Genomic DNA, 17,780 nt, shown 5'->3' with positions numbered 1-17,780 from the left:
AAAACAGCCCGGGGAAGAAACGCTAACCGAAGGAACAGGCAGGGCGGCCTTTCCATCCATCAGATCCTACTGAGGAGGTTAGAACAACATGGGAAATAACAAGCAGCATCGCAAGCCGGGCACCGGAAACGGCAGCAGCAACGGGCAGAATCAAACGACCGGTAACGGCGGAGAAGCGCAGAACGGACGCTTGGCGACGATCAAGAACCATAGCACTGAAGGCGGAGAGACGCTGAACGAATACATTTCCGGCCATGATAAGTACGAGGGATAAGCCGAAAGCCGAAAGCCGCTGCACAGGATTGTGAGCGGCTTTTTTCGGCGATGCCATCTTGAAGTAGCTAAGATACTTTGATGTTATTTTTGCGTGCCGTGCTGCTTGGTTGGAAGCTGGCCGGCCGGGTTGCCGTGCCCGCGCTTTTTGTTTTTGGCTTGCTTCTCCTGTTGATCGTGAACCTTCTCGACGAATTCGTGCAGATTTTCCATGAGGTTGATCGTCTCCTTGCTTGAAATAGGGTAGGTTGCAGATCCACATAGATCCGACTCTTCTGGATTACTATACCCCGTTCATGCCTTTTTCATCAGGTCGGGATGCTCTATACTTGCCTTCTTCGGACATGTACAATGAAGGGGACAACCACGGAACCACTTGCATAAGGAATGGGCGATTCGTGCCGCTGAAGCGGGCAAACATGTATTGTGCGAGAAGCCGCTGGCGTTGACGGCCGCCAAGGCGGAGGAAATGGCAGCGGCCGCGGACAAAGCCGGGGTCCTGCTGGCAGAAGCGTTTATGTACGGTCGAGTTATAGATTTGAAAAATAAAACGCGGGTTTGCTTGAGAGCGCTCAGGCAACCCGCGTTTTTGTATTTGGACAGAAGCCTTATTCCGGCTTACCAACGTACATGTCGTTCGGATGCGAGCCTTTGCGGCGATTGAGGTTCAAGCCGCTAATCTGCTCCATTTCAGCGTCCGACAGCTGGAAGTCGAACACGTTAAAGTTCTCCTCAATCCGAGACGGGGTGACCGATTTCGGGATCACGATCGTATTGTTCTGCAGATGCCAGCGGAGGACAACCTGTGCCGGCGTCTTACCATGGGCTTCGGCGATGGACTTCACCACCGCATCGGTCAGCACCTCACCGCCTTGCTCCAGCGGGCTCCAGGCTTCGATGTAAATATCATGCTTGGCGCAGAACGCTTTCAATTCGGTCTGAGTCAGGTGCGGATGGCATTCCACCTGGTTCAACACCGGCTTAATTTCCGTTTCATTCAGCAGACGCTCCAAATGCTCGATTTCGAAATTGCATACGCCAATCGCTTTAACGCGTCCATCGCGGTACAGCTTCTCCAACGCCTTGTAGGTTTCCACGTACCGGTCGACTTTTGGCATCGGCCAGTGAATCAAGTACAAATCGACATAATCGAGACCAAGTCTAGCCAGACTTTCGTCATAAGCTCGGAGCGTACTGTCGTAACCCTGGTCGCTGTTCCATACTTTCGTGGTGATGAACAGCTTCTCACGAGGGATACCGGACTGCTTAATCGCCTTGCCGACCCCCACCTCGTTGCGGTAGATCATCGCCGTGTCGATGGAGGTGTAACCTACCTCCAGCGCCTTGGCGACTGCGGCCGTAGCCTCCTCATCAGGCACCTGCCAAACTCCGAACCCTAGCTGCGGCATCTGTAAACCATTATTTAAAGTGATGAATTCCATGAAGCGTCGCTCCTTCTTTGGTGAATGTTTCCTAATTTCAGGGAGAGTATAGCATCAATTGGTACATTTTTCAAATGACTTCAGACGACAGATGTCACAGAATTAACATACTCACGCAGGTCCTCCCATATTCTCAATAATGGAGGGTAAAAAGAAGGCAGCTGAACAATCTTCATCAACCCCTCATGGAACCTTCATGCAGTTTAGAGGGGGGGCATGGTACTATTTATTATAGTTTTTAGAATAAGTCTTAGTGTAATAATAAATCGAAAGGGATGATTTCATGGATAACCGGCTGACAACGAATACGGGAGCTCCGGTAGGCGATAATCAAAATTCTCGGACGGTAGGGCAGCGCGGCCCTACACTGTTGGAGGATTACCATCTGCTGGAGAAGCTGGGCCATTTCGACCGCGAACGGATTCCGGAACGCGTCGTGCATGCCCGGGGGGCAGGCGCCCATGGGGTATTTGTTACCGAGCGCAGCATGAAGGAGTTCACGAAAGCTCATTTCCTGCAGGAGGTAGGACGCGAAACTCCGGTGTTCGTCCGTTTCTCTACGGTCATTCACGGGCAAGGCTCTCCGGAAACGGCGCGTGACCCGCGGGGATTTGCGGTGAAGTTTTATACGGAGGAAGGCAACTACGATTTGGTGGGTAACCATCTTCCGGTCTTCTTTATCCGCGACGCGATTAAATTTCCGGACATGGTGCACTCGCTGAAGCCGGCTCCGGACACGAACATCCAAGACCCGGCGCGGTATTGGGATTTCATGACTCTGTCCACCGAATCGACGCATATGATGACCTGGGTGTTCTCGGACTATGGGACGCCGGCGAATTACCGCCAGATGGACGGCTTTGGCGTGCATGCATTTAAGTGGATCAATGCCGAAGGCAAGATCACGTACGTCAAATACACCTGGAAAACGAAGCAGGGGGTAAAGAACCTCTCGGCGGCGGAAGCTCAAGAAGTACAAGGTCGAGATTTCAATCATGCGACTCGCGACCTGTACGACCATATTGCGCGCGGGGAATTCCCGCAGTGGGAGTTGAATGTACAGCTCATGCCAGTGGAGGATCTGGATCGTTGGGGCTTCGATCCGCTGGATCCCACGAAGGTATGGCCGGAAGACAGCTATCCCTTGATCAAAATCGGCACGATGACGCTGAACCGTAATCCGCAGAACTTCTTCGCGGAAGTTGAGCAGTCGGCGTTCTCGCCAAGCGTGCTCGTACCTGGCATCGAACCGTCCGAGGATAAGCTGCTGCAAGGCCGGTTGTTCTCTTACCCGGATACCCAGCGTTACCGGCTTGGTGCTAACTATTTGCAAATCCCGATCAACTGCCCGTATGCCCCGGTCCGCAACCATCAGCGGGACGGCTTCATGAACGTGAAGCAGGATCCGTCTCCAATCAATTACGAGCCGAACAGCTTCGACTCCAGCCCGAAGGAAGATCCGGCCTATCGTGACAGCGTAGTGCCAGTCAGCGGAAATATCGGCCGCGAGAGAATCGCCAAAACGGATGATTTTACGCAAGCAGGCGAGCTGTACCGGAGCTTTACGGCTGAGGAGAAGGATCATTTGATCTCCAACCTGGTGAACGATTTGAAGCAGACACCGGAGCAAGTTCAGCTGCGCGCGGTGTGCAACTTCTTCCGAGCTGACAAAGAATACGGCATGCGCCTGGCGCAAGGTCTTGGCGTAGATATCAGTGGCTTTATTCCATCCAATGCTCAGGGATAATCGATATCCCTTTTATATAAAGAAGGCATCTTCCGTACCTTTTGGGATCGGGAGGTGCCTTTTTGTGTGAAGATTTCAGCCGCGGGCGTGAGGAAATGTATGGTAAAATGAGAGCAGTAGAAAGGAGTTGAATCGATGATGACAACAAAGGATCCAGTGATTAAGCTGACGGATTTGCGCATGAGCTATGGGGGACATCACGTTCTGAACGGCGTGGATTTGGAGGTGTATCCGGGTCAGATTATCGGTTACATCGGGCCCAACGGGGCGGGCAAGAGCACGACCGTCAAGATTATGCTAGGCCTGGTCGAAGGGTATCAAGGCGAGGTCCGGGTATTTGGCCAAAATCCCGGTGACGGCGACGTTAGCTACAAGAAGCGTATCGGATACGTCCCGGAAATCGCCGAGCTTTACGATACGTTGAAGGCATGTGAATACTTGACCTTCATTGGCGAGCTGTACGGCTTATCCGCCGATGACGCAGAGATGAAATCCCGGCGAATGATGACGGAATTTGGCCTCGGTGACGTTTTTAACTCCCGAATTTCGACGTTCTCTAAGGGCATGAAGCAAAAGGTGCTGCTGATTTCCAGCCTGCTGCATAATCCGGACGTGCTGTTCCTGGACGAGCCGCTGAGCGGGCTTGACGCCAACAGTGTCATGGTCGTTAAAGAAGTGCTTGCTCTCTTGGCGTCGCAAGGCAAGGCGATTTTTTACTCCTCTCATATCATGGACGTGGTCGAGAAGATCAGCAGCCGGATCGTCCTGCTGGACGGAGGACGCATTGTGGCCGACGGCAGCTTTGACGAGTTAAAGGCCCAGAACCATGAAGGTTCGCTGGAACAGATCTTCAACCAGTTGACCGGATTTAATGAGCATCAGGATATTGCCAGCCGGCTTGTATCGATCGTGCAAGAGGTGTAGCGGATGGAAGAAATGAAGAGCTTGCTAGTGTTGGACCGGTTCCGTGGTGCATTCGAGAAGATGGGCGTGGATTATTCGGTGATGCGCCGAATCGTTCAGGTAAAGCTGGCGATGGATGCGAGAAGGAAGCCTACGCTGGCCAAAAGTTCAAATCAGAAGCGGAAACAGGATACCGCGGAGAGCAACCAGTTTCTGCGCTCGCTGTGGTTGTACGTCCTGTTTGGCGGATTTAGCTCGATGTTCGTGCTGATGGGGGACAATCTGCTGTTTCAGATGAGCATCTTGTTCGGCATTATGATGTTTATGGTCATGACTTCGATGATCTCCGATTTCTCCTCGGTGCTGCTGGATATTCGGGATCGGAGCATTTTGGCGACGAAGCCGATCAACCGCCGCACGCTCACGATGGCGAAGACGGTACATATTTTTATTTATTTGTTCTTTTTGACCGGAGCCATTGCGGTGATTCCGCTGGCGGTCGGATTATTCCGGCAAGGGATCGGGTTCTTTGCTCTGATGCTGCTGGAGCTGATCCTGATGGATCTGTTGATCGTGGTGTTAACCGCGCTGTTGTATTTGGTCGTGCTGCGGTTTTTTGACGGTGAGAAGCTGAAGGATATGATCAATTACGTGCAAATCGGGATGACAATCACGATTGCGGTAGGTTATCAGGTGTTGGTCCGGCTGTTCGACTTCACGGAGATGGACATCGTCTTCAAGCCGGCGTGGTGGCAGTACCTGGTGCCGCCGGTATGGGTGGGCGCTTCCTTCCAAACGCTGCTTCACCCGGGCGAAGGTATGACGTATGCCGGTCTGGCGGTGCTGTCCGTCGTTGTTCCGCTGGCCGCGTTCCTGCTGTACCTGAAGCTGATGCCGGCGTTGGAGCGGAACCTGCAGAAGCTGGCAGAACCCAGCGCGAAGAGCGGGCAGCGGTCGGGGAAGATGCTGCGCCGAATCTCCGATTGGCTATGCTCCACGCCGCAGGAGAGCGCCTTTTTCCGTTTCACCTGGTCGATGCTGGGAACGGAGCGTGAGTTTAAGCTGAAGGTGTACCCTTCCCTGGGCTTCTCTATCGTGTTTCCTTTCATCTTCTTATTCTCGAACGGACTCGATCAGGGCTTGGAAGGGATCTCCGGTTCCCGTTCGTATTTGTTCATTTATTTTAGCGGGATTATGCTGCCAACGCTCATCATGATGCTGCGTTACTCCTCCCGATATAAAGCGGCTTGGATCTACCGGACCGCCCCGATCACCAGCGAAGCGTCTATTTACAAAGGGGCCTTGCTGGCGAGCTTGGTTCGGCTTATGCTGCCTTTGTATGTGGTGGAGGCGGCGATTTTTGCCGTGCTGTTCGGAGCGTCCATTATCCCTGACTTGATTGTGGCAGGACTCGCGATGTTTGCTTACGCGATTCTTTGTTTCCTATGCATGCGCAAGGGACTACCTTTCTCTGAACCCTTTGAAGCGGCGGGGCAGCAAAACCAATCCTTTGTTTTCATGGGGTTGATGCTGCTGCTCGGCGGATTTGGCTTGCTGCATTGGCTTGCAACGTCGCTTCCGTTTGGGGTTGTGGCCTACGGGCTGCTGATGATCGCAGGGACATGGCTGGGATGGAGACTGGCTTTTCGGACGCAGGGAACGAAGAAGGTGGCAAGACCGGATGGCAATGACTAAGAACAACGGGCCGCGAATTCGCCGGGAAAAGAATACTGTGACCCGAATGATCGCCTTATATTGTCGTAAGGAACATGGCGACAGGGAGCGGACCCACAGGCGCGCAGCGGTTCATCATCCTGCGACAGTGTTGTTATGCGACGAGTGCGCCGAGCTTCACCGATATGCTGAGCAGCGGCTTGACCGCTGCCGGTTTGGTGAAGGCAAGACCACGTGCCTGGCGTGCCCTGTGCATTGTTATGCGCCGGTCCAGCGGGAGCGGATTCGCCGGGTGATGGCTTTTGCCGGACCGCGGATGCTGTGGCGGCACCCGGTGTTAACCCTGATGCACCTCCTCGATGGCGTGAAGAAGGGCCATTCACAGTAATGTCATAAATTGTACGACCCTCAAAAAACGTTGATCTGATGCGGGTTTCAGGCCATGTTCGGAATTGTGACATTTCTCATGTGATTTCTGTCACAAAATTATTACTTTTTCCCCGTTCGTTTTCATGGATCAGTGATAGAATTCACATTAGATAATAATTATTTGAAAGTAGGGGAAAAGAAATGCTGGATCCGATTGTGCTTGCTCGCCTTCAGTTTGCGGTGACAACGATTTTCCATTTCTTCTTCGTACCCTTGTCCATCGGCCTGGTGGTGCTGATCGCCATCATGGAAACGATGTACGTCGTGAAGGGCAAAGAAGAATACAAACGGATGGCCAAGTTTTGGGGGAAACTGTTCCTTATCAACTTTGCGGTAGGGGTCGTGACGGGGATTCTCCAAGAATTCCAGTTCGGGATGAACTGGTCGGATTACTCTCGCTTTGTTGGCGACGTATTTGGTGCGCCGCTGGCGGTGGAGGCGCTGTTTGCCTTCTTTATGGAATCAACATTTATTGGGCTGTGGATCTTCGGTTGGGATCGTTTGTCCAAAAAAGTGCACCTGTTGTGTATTTGGCTAGTTGCTTTAGGGACGACCGTCTCGGCGTTCTGGATTTTGGCCGCGAACTCGTTTATGCAACGTCCGGTTGGTTTCGAGATCAACAACGGCCGCGCAGAAATGAACGACTTCTTCGCTTTGATCAGCAACGGGCAATTGTGGGTGGAATTCCCGCATACCGTGTTGGGCGCTTTTGCCACAGGAGCTTTCTTGATCGCTGGGGTCAGCGCTTATAAATTGATGAAACGTCAAGATGTGGCGTTCTTCAAAAAATCGTTTACGATCGGCATTATCGTGGCCTTGATCGCTTCGTTCGCCACGGCGTTGTTTGGTCACCAACAAGCGCAGTACCTGGTGAAGACGCAGCCGATGAAAATGGCGGCTTCCGAAGGGCTGTGGGGCAAGTCGGGTGACCCTGCGCCTTGGACGCTATATGCCCATATTGATTCGGACGATGGGAAGAACAATTTTGAGATCAAAATTCCTTACCTGCTGAGCTTCCTGTCTTACAGTAAGTTCTCCGGTGAGGTTAAAGGCATGCACGAGCTGCAGGCCGAATATGAACAAACTTATGGTCCTGGCGACTACATTCCTCCGGTACGGACGACCTTCTGGAGCTTCCGGATCATGATTCTCGCCGGCTGTTTGATGATCGTGCTTGGGATGTACGGAACGTATTTGGCATGGCGCAAAAAGCTTGAGAACCCCAAAAACAACTGGTTCTACCGTGTCATGTTGTGGTCGATTTCGCTGCCGTTTATTGCGAACACCTCCGGCTGGATTATGACGGAGATCGGGCGTCAGCCATGGACGGTATTTGGCTTGATGCAGACCGCGGATAGCGTATCGCCAAGCGTCACCGGCGGACAAATTCTGTTCTCCCTGATTGCCTTCACGCTCATTTATGGGGCGCTTGGCGCGGTGATGGCTTACTTGTTCGTGAAAGTGATCAAGAAAGGACCCAATGAGATCGCCATCACCAGCCGTGATCAGGTCGGGGATCCATTTGGTAAGGAGGGATATCATGTCTCTTAATGAGCTTTGGTTTGTCCTTGTCGCGGTGTTGTTTGTGGGGTTCTTCTTCTTGGAAGGCTTCGACTTCGGGGTGGGAATGAGCACCAAGTTTTTGGCCAAGAATGATATGGAACGCCGGGTTCTGATCAACTCGATTGGCCCGTTCTGGGATGCGAACGAAGTTTGGCTGCTGACCGGCGGTGGCGCGATGTTCGCCGCTTTTCCGAACTGGTACGCCACGTTGTTCAGCGGCTACTATACACCGCTTGTCGTTTTGCTTCTCGCCTTGATTGCGCGGGGCGTTGCCTTTGAGTTTCGCGGCAAGGTGGACAGCGGCAAATGGAAAGGCACCTGGGACTGGGCGATCTTCCTCGGCAGCCTGTTGCCTCCGTTCCTGCTGGGCGTTGTGTTCTCCGGCCTGCTGAAGGGCTTGCCGATTGGCGAAGACATGGAAATGAAGGCCGGACTGTTTGATATGGTGAACCTGTACACGTTGATCGGCGGGATCACGGTTGTGATGCTGTGCCTCGTTCACGGGCTGCTGTTTGCCTCCTTGCGGACGACCGGCAGCTTGCAAGAACGTGCCCGTAAGCTGGCTCACAAGCTGCTTATTCCGCTGGCCGCCCTGTTCGTGATCTTTGGCGTGCTGACGTACTTCGAAACCGACGTATTTGAAGTGCGCGGCTTGCTGATCAGCCTGGTGGCTGTACTGGGCGTCGTTGCTTTTGTCCTGGCAGGCTGGTTTATTCGTAAGCAAAAAGACGGCTGGGCGTTTGGCATGACCGGTGCGATGATCGCTTTGTCGATTGCTGCGGTATTTGTGGGGCTATTCCCGCGGGTGATGGTCAGCTCGATTAGCGATGCGTTCTCCTTAACGATCGATACCGCTTCTTCCGGCCACTACTCGCTGAAAGTCATGACGATCGTCGCATGCAGCTTATTGCCATTCGTGTTAGGCTATCAAATATGGAGCTATTTCGTATTCCATAAACGCGTACACGAGAAGGAGCATTTAGAATATTAATGGGACGCGGATTAATGAAAATCGCGGGGATCAAGCAGGTCATGATGATCATGGCCTTGCTGACCCTCGTTCAGAGCTTTGCAATCATCTGGCAGGCCAAATGGTTGGCGGAGGTGATCTCTGCCCTGTTTGCCGGGGCCAAGCTGCAGGAACAAGCCGGCGGGGCCGGCTTGTTCCTGCTTGCTTTTATCGTCCGTCAGGGCTGCGGCATGATGCAGCAGAAAATAGCGTATGCTTTTGCCGAAGAGACGGGACGAAGCTTGCGGGAGCGGGTGCTGGAGAAGTTGTTTCAGCTGGGGCCGCGTTTTGCCGGGACCGCGGGAACCGGGAATTTGGTGACGTTGGTGCTTGAAGGGGTGACCAAGTATCGCAATTACCTGGAATTGTTCCTGCCGCGCATGCTGGCCACGGGAATCACCCCGATCTTGATTTTGGCTTATGTGTATAGGCTCGATCTGGCTTCCGGGATCATCCTGACGATTACGATGCCGATTCTGATTGCCTTTATGATCCTGATCGGGCTGGCGGCACGCAAGCAGACTGAGCGGCAGTTGAAATCGTACCGGACGCTGTCGAACCACTTCGTGGATTCGCTGCGCGGGCTGGAGACGCTCAAGTTCTTGGGACGCAGCAAATCGCATGTCACGTCGATCGAACGGGTCAGCGATGCTTACCGGTCAGCGACGATGAAGACGTTGCGGGTTGCCTTCCTGTCCTCGTTTGCTTTGGACTTCTTTACGATGTTATCCGTTGCTTCGGTGGCGGTCAGCTTGGGGCTTCGATTGGTGAATGGCGAGATGGTGCTGTTGCCGGCCTTGACCGTGCTGATTCTGGCGCCGGAGTACTTCCTGCCCGTTCGGATGGTTGGCGCTGACTTCCATGCCACCCAGGACGGGAAGGCGGCAGGCGAAGCGATGAACGAGATCATCGCCACTGCGGATGAGGAGGCGGCGAAGGCGGCACCGGTTCCGGCCGGTATGAACTGGACGTGGACGCCGGAAAGCACGTTAAGCCTGCGCGGGGTTGGCGTCGTTCACGAGGAGGAAGCTAGGCCTTCCTTGGCTGAAGTGAACTTGACGCTGGGCGGCATGGGCAAAATCGGCATCATCGGCGAAAGCGGGGCCGGCAAATCGACATTGATCGATGTGCTTGGCGGTTTTCTGCGGCCAACTTCGGGCCGGTTGGTGCTGAACGGCACCGAACTGGGGGATTTGAGTGCGCAGGGCTGGCGGGAGCAAATCACCTACATCCCGCAGAAACCGTATATTTTCAGTGGGAGCTTGGAGGAAAATATCCGCTTTAATGCGCCGGAAGCCACGCGGGAAGAGGTGGAGCGCGCGGTGAAGGCAGCCGGTCTGGACGGGCTCGTGCGCAGCTTGCCGGGCGGGCTAAACGAGCGGATTGGCGGCGGTGGTCGTCCATTGAGCGGTGGTCAGGAGCAGCGTGTGGCGCTGGCCCGGGCTTTGCTTAGTAAGCGGCCGGTGATTTTGCTCGATGAACCGACGGCGCATTTGGACATCGAGACGGAATATGAGCTGAAGAACACGATGCTGCCTCTGTTTGAAGGGAAGCTGGTGATTTTGGCGACCCATCGGCTGCACTGGATGCGCGAAATGGATCGGATCGTTGTCATGGAGCAGGGCCGAGTGGCTGAGGCAGGGACGCATGCCGAGCTGATGGCCAAGCGCGGAGCTTATTATCGGTTAGCGGCGGCGCAGCGGGAGGAGATCAAATGAAGCAGGAGTCCTGGGTTCGGCCTTATTTTCGGTTGTATAGCGGCCGGTTTGCGTTATATCTGATTCTGGGCGTGTTAACGCTGGTTTCCGCCGGGATGTTGATGTTCACTTCCGGTTTCTTGATCTCGAAATCGGCGTTGCAGCCCTATAATATCTTGCTTGTGTATGTACCGATCGTTGGCGTTCGCACGTTTGGGATCGGGCGGGCGGTGATTCATTATGTCGAACGGTTGGTTGGACATGACACAGTGCTGCGGATTTTGGCGAAAATGCGCGTGCGGCTCTATCGCGTGCTGGAACCGCAGGCTTTGTTCATCCGCTCCCGATTCCGGACGGGCGATATTCTTGGCGCCCTTGCCGATGATATTGAGCAGCTGCAGAACGTGTATATCCGCACCGTCTTTCCGAGCGTAGTGGCGTTGATCCTCTATGCGGCCGTGATCGTGGCCATGGGCGTGTTCGACGTGACGTTTTCACTGCTGTTAGCTGCGTATATCCTTGTGCTCGTCTTCGTGCTTCCGTACATTTCGCTGCGGTTGACGAAGCGGACGAACGAGGAGGTCAAGCAAGAACGGAACGGGCTGTACCAGAAGCTGACCGATGCCGTCATGGGGATCGGCGATTGGGTGATCAGCGGCCGTTCGGCGGAGTTCCTTGCTTCCTATGCGGAGGATGAGGTCGCGGTGGCGCGCAAGGACCGCAAGCTGCGGGCTTGGGCCCGCTGGCGCAGCTTTATCGGCCACTTCGTCGTGGGCCTCGTCGTCGTATCGATGGTGTATTGGGCCGGCGGCGAAGCGGCGGCCGGTCGGATCGATGCCACGCTGATTGCGGCGTTTGTGCTGATCGTGTTCCCGCTGTCGGACGCGTTCTTGCCGGTGTCCGAAGCGGTGGAGCGCACGCCGCAATACCGCGTGTCGCTGGACCGGCTCGCCCGGATCTCGGGCGGCGACAGCGCCAGCGCGAGCCCAGCGGCGGCGGGTGGCCCGCGTCCAGGCGCAGCGGGCGGGCCGATCCGCCCCGGCGTGACCGGGGGCGGCGGCGCTGGGCTGGCTGTGGCGGGCGGAGTTTCCCGCACCGCCGAGGTGCGGCTGCGCGGCGTCCGCTTCGCCTACGCCGCGGAAGACGCCGATTCCGTGGACGGCGTCTCGCTGGACATCCCGCAGGGCAAGCGGGTGATGGTGATCGGCCGCAGCGGCGCCGGCAAGTCGACGCTGCTGAAGCTGATCCAGGGGGCGCTTGCCCCTAGCGCAGGCACGGTCGAAATTAACGGCATCCCAGCCGCCGCCTACGGCGAGCGGATGCCGGAAGTCATCTCCGTGCTGAATCAAAGCCCCCACTTGTTCGACACCACGGTGGCGAACAACATCCGGCTCGGCCGGCCTACGGCTACGGACGAGGAGATCGCGCGGGCCGCGCAGGCGGCGCAGCTCGGCCCGTTGATTGCGGCGCTGCCGCAGGGGCTGGACACGCCGATGCGTGAGACCGGCCAGCGGTTCTCCGGCGGCGAACGGCAGCGCGTCGCCCTGGCGCGGATCCTCCTGCAGGATACGCCTGTGCTCATCCTCGATGAGCCAACCGTCGGCCTCGATCCGCGCACGGAACGCGAGCTGCTGGCGACGATCTTCCGCTCGACGCAGGGCAAGTCGCTCATCTGGGTGACGCACCACCTTGTTGGTGCCGAAAAGATGGACGAGATCGTGTTCATGGAGCACGGACGGATCGTGATGCGCGGCAGCCATGCGGAGCTGCTAGCCCGTGAACCGCGGTACCGCAATTTGTACCGGCTGGATTGTCCGGAGGAGTAAGACACATACTAAAAATAAGGCGGCGATGCAAGGGAAACCGGCATCGCCGTTTTTTAGATTTAAGAAAAGTATAGCAAGATGGCCGAACTGCAAAAGTACATTTGATTTCCGCCAAATTCCGGCCGATGAGCCCTTTGAGCTGCAAAAGTGCAGTTGATTTCGGCTAATTTTGCCCTGGAACCACGAAATCGTTGAAATGAACTGCACTTTTACATCCCATTCGCCTTTTTTCGGTCGAAATGGGTGAAATGAACTGTACTTTTACATTTGGAGGGTCGTTTAGAGGGCGTTTGCGCTTCACTTCAGTCGCCTGCATCCTTGGTTGGAACGTCTGAGGTGTTTGGGGAGTTTTTGTAGTCTGGATTGGGGCGTCGTGGTGTCTCGCATGGGTCGTTTTGGTGTCTTTACTTAGGTTGTTTGTCACCGCACTTTATTCGTCTGCAGCTCATGCGGCCCTACCTTGCTCATCAGCGGCTTCGCTTTACTGTCAGCGCCTCACTTTGCGTAACTGCAACTTCACTTTGCCCGTCTGTCGCCCCGCTTGTCTCATCAGCCCCCGTTTCGGGCACCACTATAACCACTATAGGAAGGGACTAGTTATATTACTCAATAAATAGCCTTTTCTGCTTCCGTTTTCACAAGGGAGCCGATATAATGGTTCTTAATATATTTACATGAGGTGTAAGCTATAAGAGTTTGGGTTTGGTCAATCCCAATCGGGTATAGCCTGAAAAATGCAGCTAACGGGGTGAGGGGATGGAGCTCAGACAAATCCAATACTTTATTGAGGCGGCCAAGCTGGAGCATGTGACGGAAGCGTCGTATGCGCTGCATGTGTCGCAGTCGGCGGTCAGTCGGCAAATCTTTAAGCTGGAGGCAGAGCTGGGCGTCGATCTGTTTGTCCATGAAGGCCGGAAGGTGAAGCTGACACCCATCGGCCGGCAGTTCCTGCAGCATATGGAGCAAATGATGAAGGTCCTTGAGCAGGCGCGACAGGAAATTAACGAGTATCTGGATCCGGAGCGCGGGACGGTCCGCATCGGTTTCCCGAGCAGTCTGGCGGCCAACCTGGTGCCGACGGTGGTGTCGGCGTTTCGGCGCCGGTATCCGGAGGTGCATTTTCAACTGCAGCATGGGTCGTATCGGGAGCTGCTGGACTGGGTCGGCGGCGGCTTGATGAATCTGGCCATGATTGGTCCGGTGCCCCAAGGGGAACCCCAAGTCACAGGGGAAATGTTATTCCGCGAAAAGTTCAAGGTGCTGTTGCCTGCCGGACATCGCTTGGCTGACCGTGAATCCGTGGGGCTGGACGAACTGCGGGAGGATGTATTCGTATTATTCCCGAAAGGCTTTGTTCTGCGGGAAATCGTGGTGGACGCCTGCGACAAAATCGGATTTCAACCAAAGGTGTCGTTTGAAGGGGATGATCTGGACGCGATTAAGGGGCTGGTGTCCGCCGGGCTGGGGTTGACGTTGCTTCCGGAGATTGCGCTCGGCGAGCATATTCCTTCCACGATCGTGTCGCTGCCGATGATGGAGCCTCAGGTCACCCGGGACGTTGGGGTGATCATTCCGGCGAATCGCGAGCTCGCGCCAACGGAAAAGCTGTTTTATGATTTTTTGAAAGAGAACCTGCCGTTATCATGCGGAAATTAGGATTCATCGAAAAATGATATCGATAAGGGCCGTGAATTTTGTCACTTGCATGGTCCTTTTTTCTTGAAAATGTGTTACAATTTATTCGGATTGTTCAGGTTTAAGATGTGCAAATTTTCACTAACTTAAAATTGGTTAGAGGCATCCAAAGGAGGAACACTATGCTTGAACAGAAGTTCGGCTAGCGAATCCTCAGATTATCGCAAAGGAGAATCGAATATGTCAGAGACAGTTACTGAAACAAAAACGGAGCAATCCGTAGCTGGTACCGCAAGTGGGCAGCAGGAGCTCCTGGAGCAGCTCTTGAAGCCGGAGGTGCAGCAATCGCTGACCGCTCTGGTTGAGCAGCTTCCCAAATTAAATGAGCTCGTTGGAGTTTTGACGAAAACGTATGATTTTGCCAAAGCGGTGGCGACGGATGAAATTCTGAAGAATGACACGGTAGGCGCCATTTCGGAAATTGCCGGGCCAGTTGTTGGCAAGGTGAAGCATTTGGCGGCTAACGTCATCGAAGCGAAGGATCGTGCCGAGGACAGCCAAGAAGTCATTGGCGTGTTTGGGTTGATGAAGATGCTGAAGGACCCGCAAACGCAAAAGCTGCTCCGGTTCGTTAACGCGTATCTTCAAGTGTCCGGTGAACGGGACCGCCAACAAAACTAACGGAGGAATACGATTATGTCAAAACATATTTTAATTTTGGGCGCCGGCTATGGCGGCGTACTCAGCGCATTGTCGGCCCGTAAGTTTATGGATAAATCGCAGGCGCGGATCACGGTGGTGAACCAATATCCGACGCATCAAATCATTACGGAGCTGCATCGCCTTGCCGCAGGCAGCATTTCCGAACGCGCGGTGTCCTTGCCGCTCGATAAGCTGTTTAAAGGCAAAGACATCGATTTGCGGATCGCTAAGGTTGAGAGTTTTTCTGTCGACAAAAAAGAAGTTAAGCTCTCCGACGGTACTGTGTTGTCTTATGACGCCCTTGTGGTTGGTCTGGGCAGCATTACTGCGTATTTCGGCATCCCGGGCTTGGAGAAGCACAGCATGGTGCTGAAATCGGCGGACGATGCCAAACGGATTTATGCGCATATCGAATCGCGTATTCGCGAATATGCGGCAAGCGGCAACGAAGCCGATGCTACGATCGTGATCGGCGGCGGCGGATTGACTGGCGTCGAGCTGGTTGGCGAAATCGCGGATAAGCTGCCGGAACTGACGAAGAAATACGGCGTACCTCAAAGCGAGATCAAGCTCATGCTCGTGGAAGCTGGACCTAAGATCTTGCCGGTGCTGCCGGACGAGTTGATCGAGCGCGCCACAGCCAGCCTCGAGAAACGCGGCGTGAAGTTCTTGACCGGCTTGCCGGTGACCAATGTGGAAGGCAACACGATCGATCTCAAGGATGGGCAAAAGATCGTGGCCAACACCTTCGTTTGGACGGGCGGCGTGCAAGGCAATCCGCTAGTTGGCGAATCGGGACTGGAAGTGAACCGCGGCCGTGCTTCGGTGAATGAATTCCTGCAGTCCGTCTCCCATCCGGACGTATTCGTTGCGGGTGACAGCGCCGTATTTATGGGTCCGGACGGTCGTCCTTACCCGCCGACAGCGCAAATCGCTTGGCAAATGGGCGAGCTGATCGGTTACAATCTGTTTGCGTATCTCAACGGCAAGACGATGAACGCATTCAGCCCGATCAACTCCGGTACGCTGGCTTCGCTCGGACGCAAAGACGCTGTAGCGACCATCGGGGCAAGCAATACCCAGTTGCGCGGGTTGCCAGCTACGTTGATGAAGGAAGCAAGTAACATCCGCTATCTGTCCCACATCAAAGCGCTGGATGCATTGGCTTACTAAAGCTCCTTAAATACAAAGCGTCGCCCAAGAGGATGAATCCTCTGGGCGACGCTTTTTTTTACGTTATGCTCTTTATACAACCCCGTGAGCGATCATTGCGTCAGCGACTTTCAGGAAGCCGGCAATGTTGGAGCCGACAACCAGGTTGTCGTCATAACCGTATTCTTTAGCCGCGTTTACGCTGCTTTGGTAGATGTTGCGCATAATGTCCTTCAGCTTAGCATCCACTTCCTCAAACGACCAGGCGAGTCTTGCGCTGTTTTGTGCCATTTCCAGAGCGGAAACGGCAACCCCGCCGGCATTTGCAGCCTTAGCTGGTCCGAAGTATACGTCATTGTTCAGATAAACTTCGATAGCTTCCAGCGTGGACGGCATGTTGGCTCCTTCAGCTACATATTTGACGCCGTTGGCCACCAGCAGTTTCGCCGAAGCTTCGTTGATTTCGTTTTGCGTTGCGCAAGGCAAGGCGATGTCGCAAGGGATGCTCCAAATATTTTGGCAGCCTTCTACATATTCAGCAGTAGGATGCTCGTTCACGTATTCCTTGATCCGCTTGCGTTCTACTTCTTTCAAACGCTTCACTGTTGCAAGATTAATGCCGTTCTTGTCGTAGACATATCCGTTCGAGTCACTGCAAGCTACGACCTTCGCGCCAAGCTGTTGTGCCTTCTCAATCGCGTAGATCGATACGTTCCCGGAACCGGAGACGACGACGGTTTTCCCGGCGAAGCTATCGCCCCGACTCGCCAGCATTTCGCTGGTGAAATAAACCAGCCCGTAGCCGGTAGCTTCAGTCCGCGTCAAGCTGCCGCCGTAGTTCAAGCCTTTCCCCGTCAATACGCCGGTTTCATTGCCATACAGCCGTTTGTATTGACCGAACATGTAGCCGATTTCCCGAGCGCCAACGCCAATATCGCCTGCAGGCACGTCGGTGTCTGGACCGATGTATTTGGACAGCTCCGTCATGAAGCTTTGGGTAAAGCGCATCACTTCGAGATCGGATTTGCCTTTCGGATCGAAGTCAGATCCGCCTTTGCCGCCGCCGATTGGCTGGCCGGTCAACGAGTTCTTGAAAATTTGTTCAAACCCAAGGAATTTGATGATGCTGGCATTGACAGACGGGTGAAAACGAAGTCCGCCTTTATAAGGACCAATCGCACTGTTAAATTGAACCCGGAAGCCGCGGTTCACTTGCACTTTGCCTTGGTCATCCACCCAAGGGACGCGGAAAGTGATCATTCGTTCCGGCTCGACGATGCGTTCGAGAATCCCATGCTCTTGATATTTCGGATGTTTGGCGAATACAGGAACCAGTGAGTCAAGGATTTCCTTGACGGCCTGATGGAATTCCGATTCCCCTGGATTCCGTTTTTGAACGGTCTCGTATACCTGATCTACATATTTGCGAGCCGCCTCCAGGCCTGCTTCGCGTTGCTGTGTTAAAGCCATGATCCACTCCACCTTTCTGATGTGCGTAATCGGATGAGTACGTTCACCATTTCACGATAATTATGACCTCTATTGTAATATTGATGTCAGCTATTAACAAAGCTAATTTGAGATCAACTTGATGATCGAATGAGATGAACTGGAGCGGAAGAACGGCTTTGTGGCAAGGCGGAACAGGAGTATTATGTCCGGGGAATGGGCGGTTCAGACAAAAAAGACCGGCTCCACAGGATCCCTCCATGCGGTTCCGGTCGTTCT

Annotated in this window: 15 protein-coding genes and 1 pseudogene; 13 read left to right on the top strand and 3 right to left on the bottom strand. The window is 54.3% G+C overall.

Features of this window, described 5'->3' with window-relative positions:
* Positions 1 to 88 precede the first annotated feature (88 nt).
* A complete protein-coding gene (locus NSQ80_RS19960) occupies positions 89 to 274 on the top strand; it encodes a hypothetical protein (RefSeq protein WP_009223642.1) in 186 nt (61 codons plus the stop codon).
* A gap of 83 nt (positions 275 to 357) precedes the next feature.
* Here NSQ80_RS19960 and NSQ80_RS19955 read toward each other — a convergent pair whose 3' ends face one another.
* Positions 358 to 486 carry a DUF4023 family protein gene (locus NSQ80_RS19955; RefSeq protein WP_016314269.1) on the bottom strand — a complete coding sequence of 43 codons (129 nt, stop codon included), beginning with the start codon at positions 484 to 486 and terminating at the stop codon, positions 358 to 360.
* A gap of 157 nt (positions 487 to 643) precedes the next feature.
* Between NSQ80_RS19955 and NSQ80_RS19950 the strand changes: the two are divergent.
* Positions 644 to 796, top strand: a pseudogene (locus NSQ80_RS19950) (Gfo/Idh/MocA family oxidoreductase); the annotation flags it as partial.
* A gap of 85 nt (positions 797 to 881) precedes the next feature.
* Here the strand turns inward: NSQ80_RS19950 and NSQ80_RS19945 are convergent.
* On the bottom strand, positions 882 to 1,715 hold the full coding sequence (locus NSQ80_RS19945) for an aldo/keto reductase (RefSeq protein ID WP_009223643.1): 834 nt from the start codon (positions 1,713 to 1,715) through the stop codon (positions 882 to 884).
* Between the two features lie 283 nt (positions 1,716 to 1,998).
* Between NSQ80_RS19945 and NSQ80_RS19940 the strand changes: the two genes are divergently transcribed.
* The 11 genes from NSQ80_RS19940 to NSQ80_RS19890 all read left to right on the top strand — a co-directional run bounded on the left by NSQ80_RS19940 (position 1,999) and on the right by NSQ80_RS19890 (position 16,073).
* Positions 1,999 to 3,462 carry a catalase gene (locus tag NSQ80_RS19940; RefSeq protein WP_009223644.1) on the top strand — a complete coding sequence of 488 codons (1,464 nt, stop codon included), beginning with the start codon at positions 1,999 to 2,001 and terminating at the stop codon, positions 3,460 to 3,462.
* Between the two features lie 138 nt (positions 3,463 to 3,600).
* Entirely contained in the window at positions 3,601 to 4,386 is a 786-nt protein-coding gene (locus tag NSQ80_RS19935; protein WP_339302194.1) for an ABC transporter ATP-binding protein, read from the top strand.
* 3 nt (positions 4,387 to 4,389) lie between these two features.
* Positions 4,390 to 6,060, top strand: coding sequence for a hypothetical protein (locus tag NSQ80_RS19930; RefSeq protein WP_260070941.1), 1,671 nt, complete (start codon positions 4,390 to 4,392; stop codon positions 6,058 to 6,060).
* Positions 6,047 to 6,427, top strand: coding sequence for a nitrous oxide-stimulated promoter family protein (locus tag NSQ80_RS19925; protein WP_332306491.1), 381 nt, complete (start codon positions 6,047 to 6,049; stop codon positions 6,425 to 6,427). The genes NSQ80_RS19930 and NSQ80_RS19925 overlap by 14 nt, the downstream gene beginning before the upstream one ends.
* A 185-nt stretch (positions 6,428 to 6,612) precedes the next feature.
* Positions 6,613 to 8,019, top strand: a complete 1,407-nt coding sequence (locus NSQ80_RS19920) for a cytochrome ubiquinol oxidase subunit I (RefSeq protein WP_085279459.1) — start codon at positions 6,613 to 6,615, stop codon at positions 8,017 to 8,019.
* Positions 8,006 to 9,022, top strand: coding sequence for a cytochrome d ubiquinol oxidase subunit II (gene cydB, locus NSQ80_RS19915; protein ID WP_339302193.1), 1,017 nt, complete (start codon positions 8,006 to 8,008; stop codon positions 9,020 to 9,022). The genes NSQ80_RS19920 and cydB overlap by 14 nt, the downstream gene beginning before the upstream one ends.
* Complete coding sequence (cydD, locus tag NSQ80_RS19910) at positions 9,022 to 10,758, top strand: thiol reductant ABC exporter subunit CydD (RefSeq protein WP_339300571.1); 1,737 nt, start codon at positions 9,022 to 9,024, stop codon at positions 10,756 to 10,758. Before cydB ends, cydD begins: the two co-directional genes overlap by 1 nt.
* Positions 10,755 to 12,563 carry a thiol reductant ABC exporter subunit CydC gene (cydC, locus tag NSQ80_RS19905; RefSeq protein WP_339300569.1) on the top strand — a complete coding sequence of 603 codons (1,809 nt, stop codon included), beginning with the start codon at positions 10,755 to 10,757 and terminating at the stop codon, positions 12,561 to 12,563. Before cydD ends, cydC begins: the two co-directional genes overlap by 4 nt.
* A gap of 756 nt (positions 12,564 to 13,319) precedes the next feature.
* Entirely contained in the window at positions 13,320 to 14,219 is a 900-nt protein-coding gene (locus tag NSQ80_RS19900) for a LysR family transcriptional regulator (RefSeq protein WP_009223652.1), read from the top strand.
* A 219-nt stretch (positions 14,220 to 14,438) separates the two neighbouring features.
* A complete protein-coding gene (locus NSQ80_RS19895) occupies positions 14,439 to 14,879 on the top strand; it encodes a DUF1641 domain-containing protein (RefSeq protein ID WP_009223653.1) in 441 nt (146 codons plus the stop codon).
* A gap of 15 nt (positions 14,880 to 14,894) precedes the next feature.
* Positions 14,895 to 16,073, top strand: coding sequence for an NAD(P)/FAD-dependent oxidoreductase (locus tag NSQ80_RS19890; RefSeq protein WP_009223654.1), 1,179 nt, complete (start codon positions 14,895 to 14,897; stop codon positions 16,071 to 16,073).
* A 72-nt stretch (positions 16,074 to 16,145) separates the two neighbouring features.
* Here the strand turns inward: NSQ80_RS19890 and gdhA are convergent, their stop codons facing one another.
* On the bottom strand, positions 16,146 to 17,522 hold the full coding sequence (gene gdhA, locus NSQ80_RS19885) for an NADP-specific glutamate dehydrogenase (RefSeq protein ID WP_036644179.1): 1,377 nt from the start codon (positions 17,520 to 17,522) through the stop codon (positions 16,146 to 16,148).
* Positions 17,523 to 17,780 lie beyond the last annotated feature (258 nt).

The organism is Paenibacillus sp. FSL K6-2441 (assembly GCF_037964765.1).
GTDB classification, from domain to species: domain Bacteria; phylum Bacillota; class Bacilli; order Paenibacillales; family Paenibacillaceae; genus Fontibacillus; species Fontibacillus phoenicis.
This window is presented reverse-complemented; position numbering and strand designations above follow the sequence as displayed.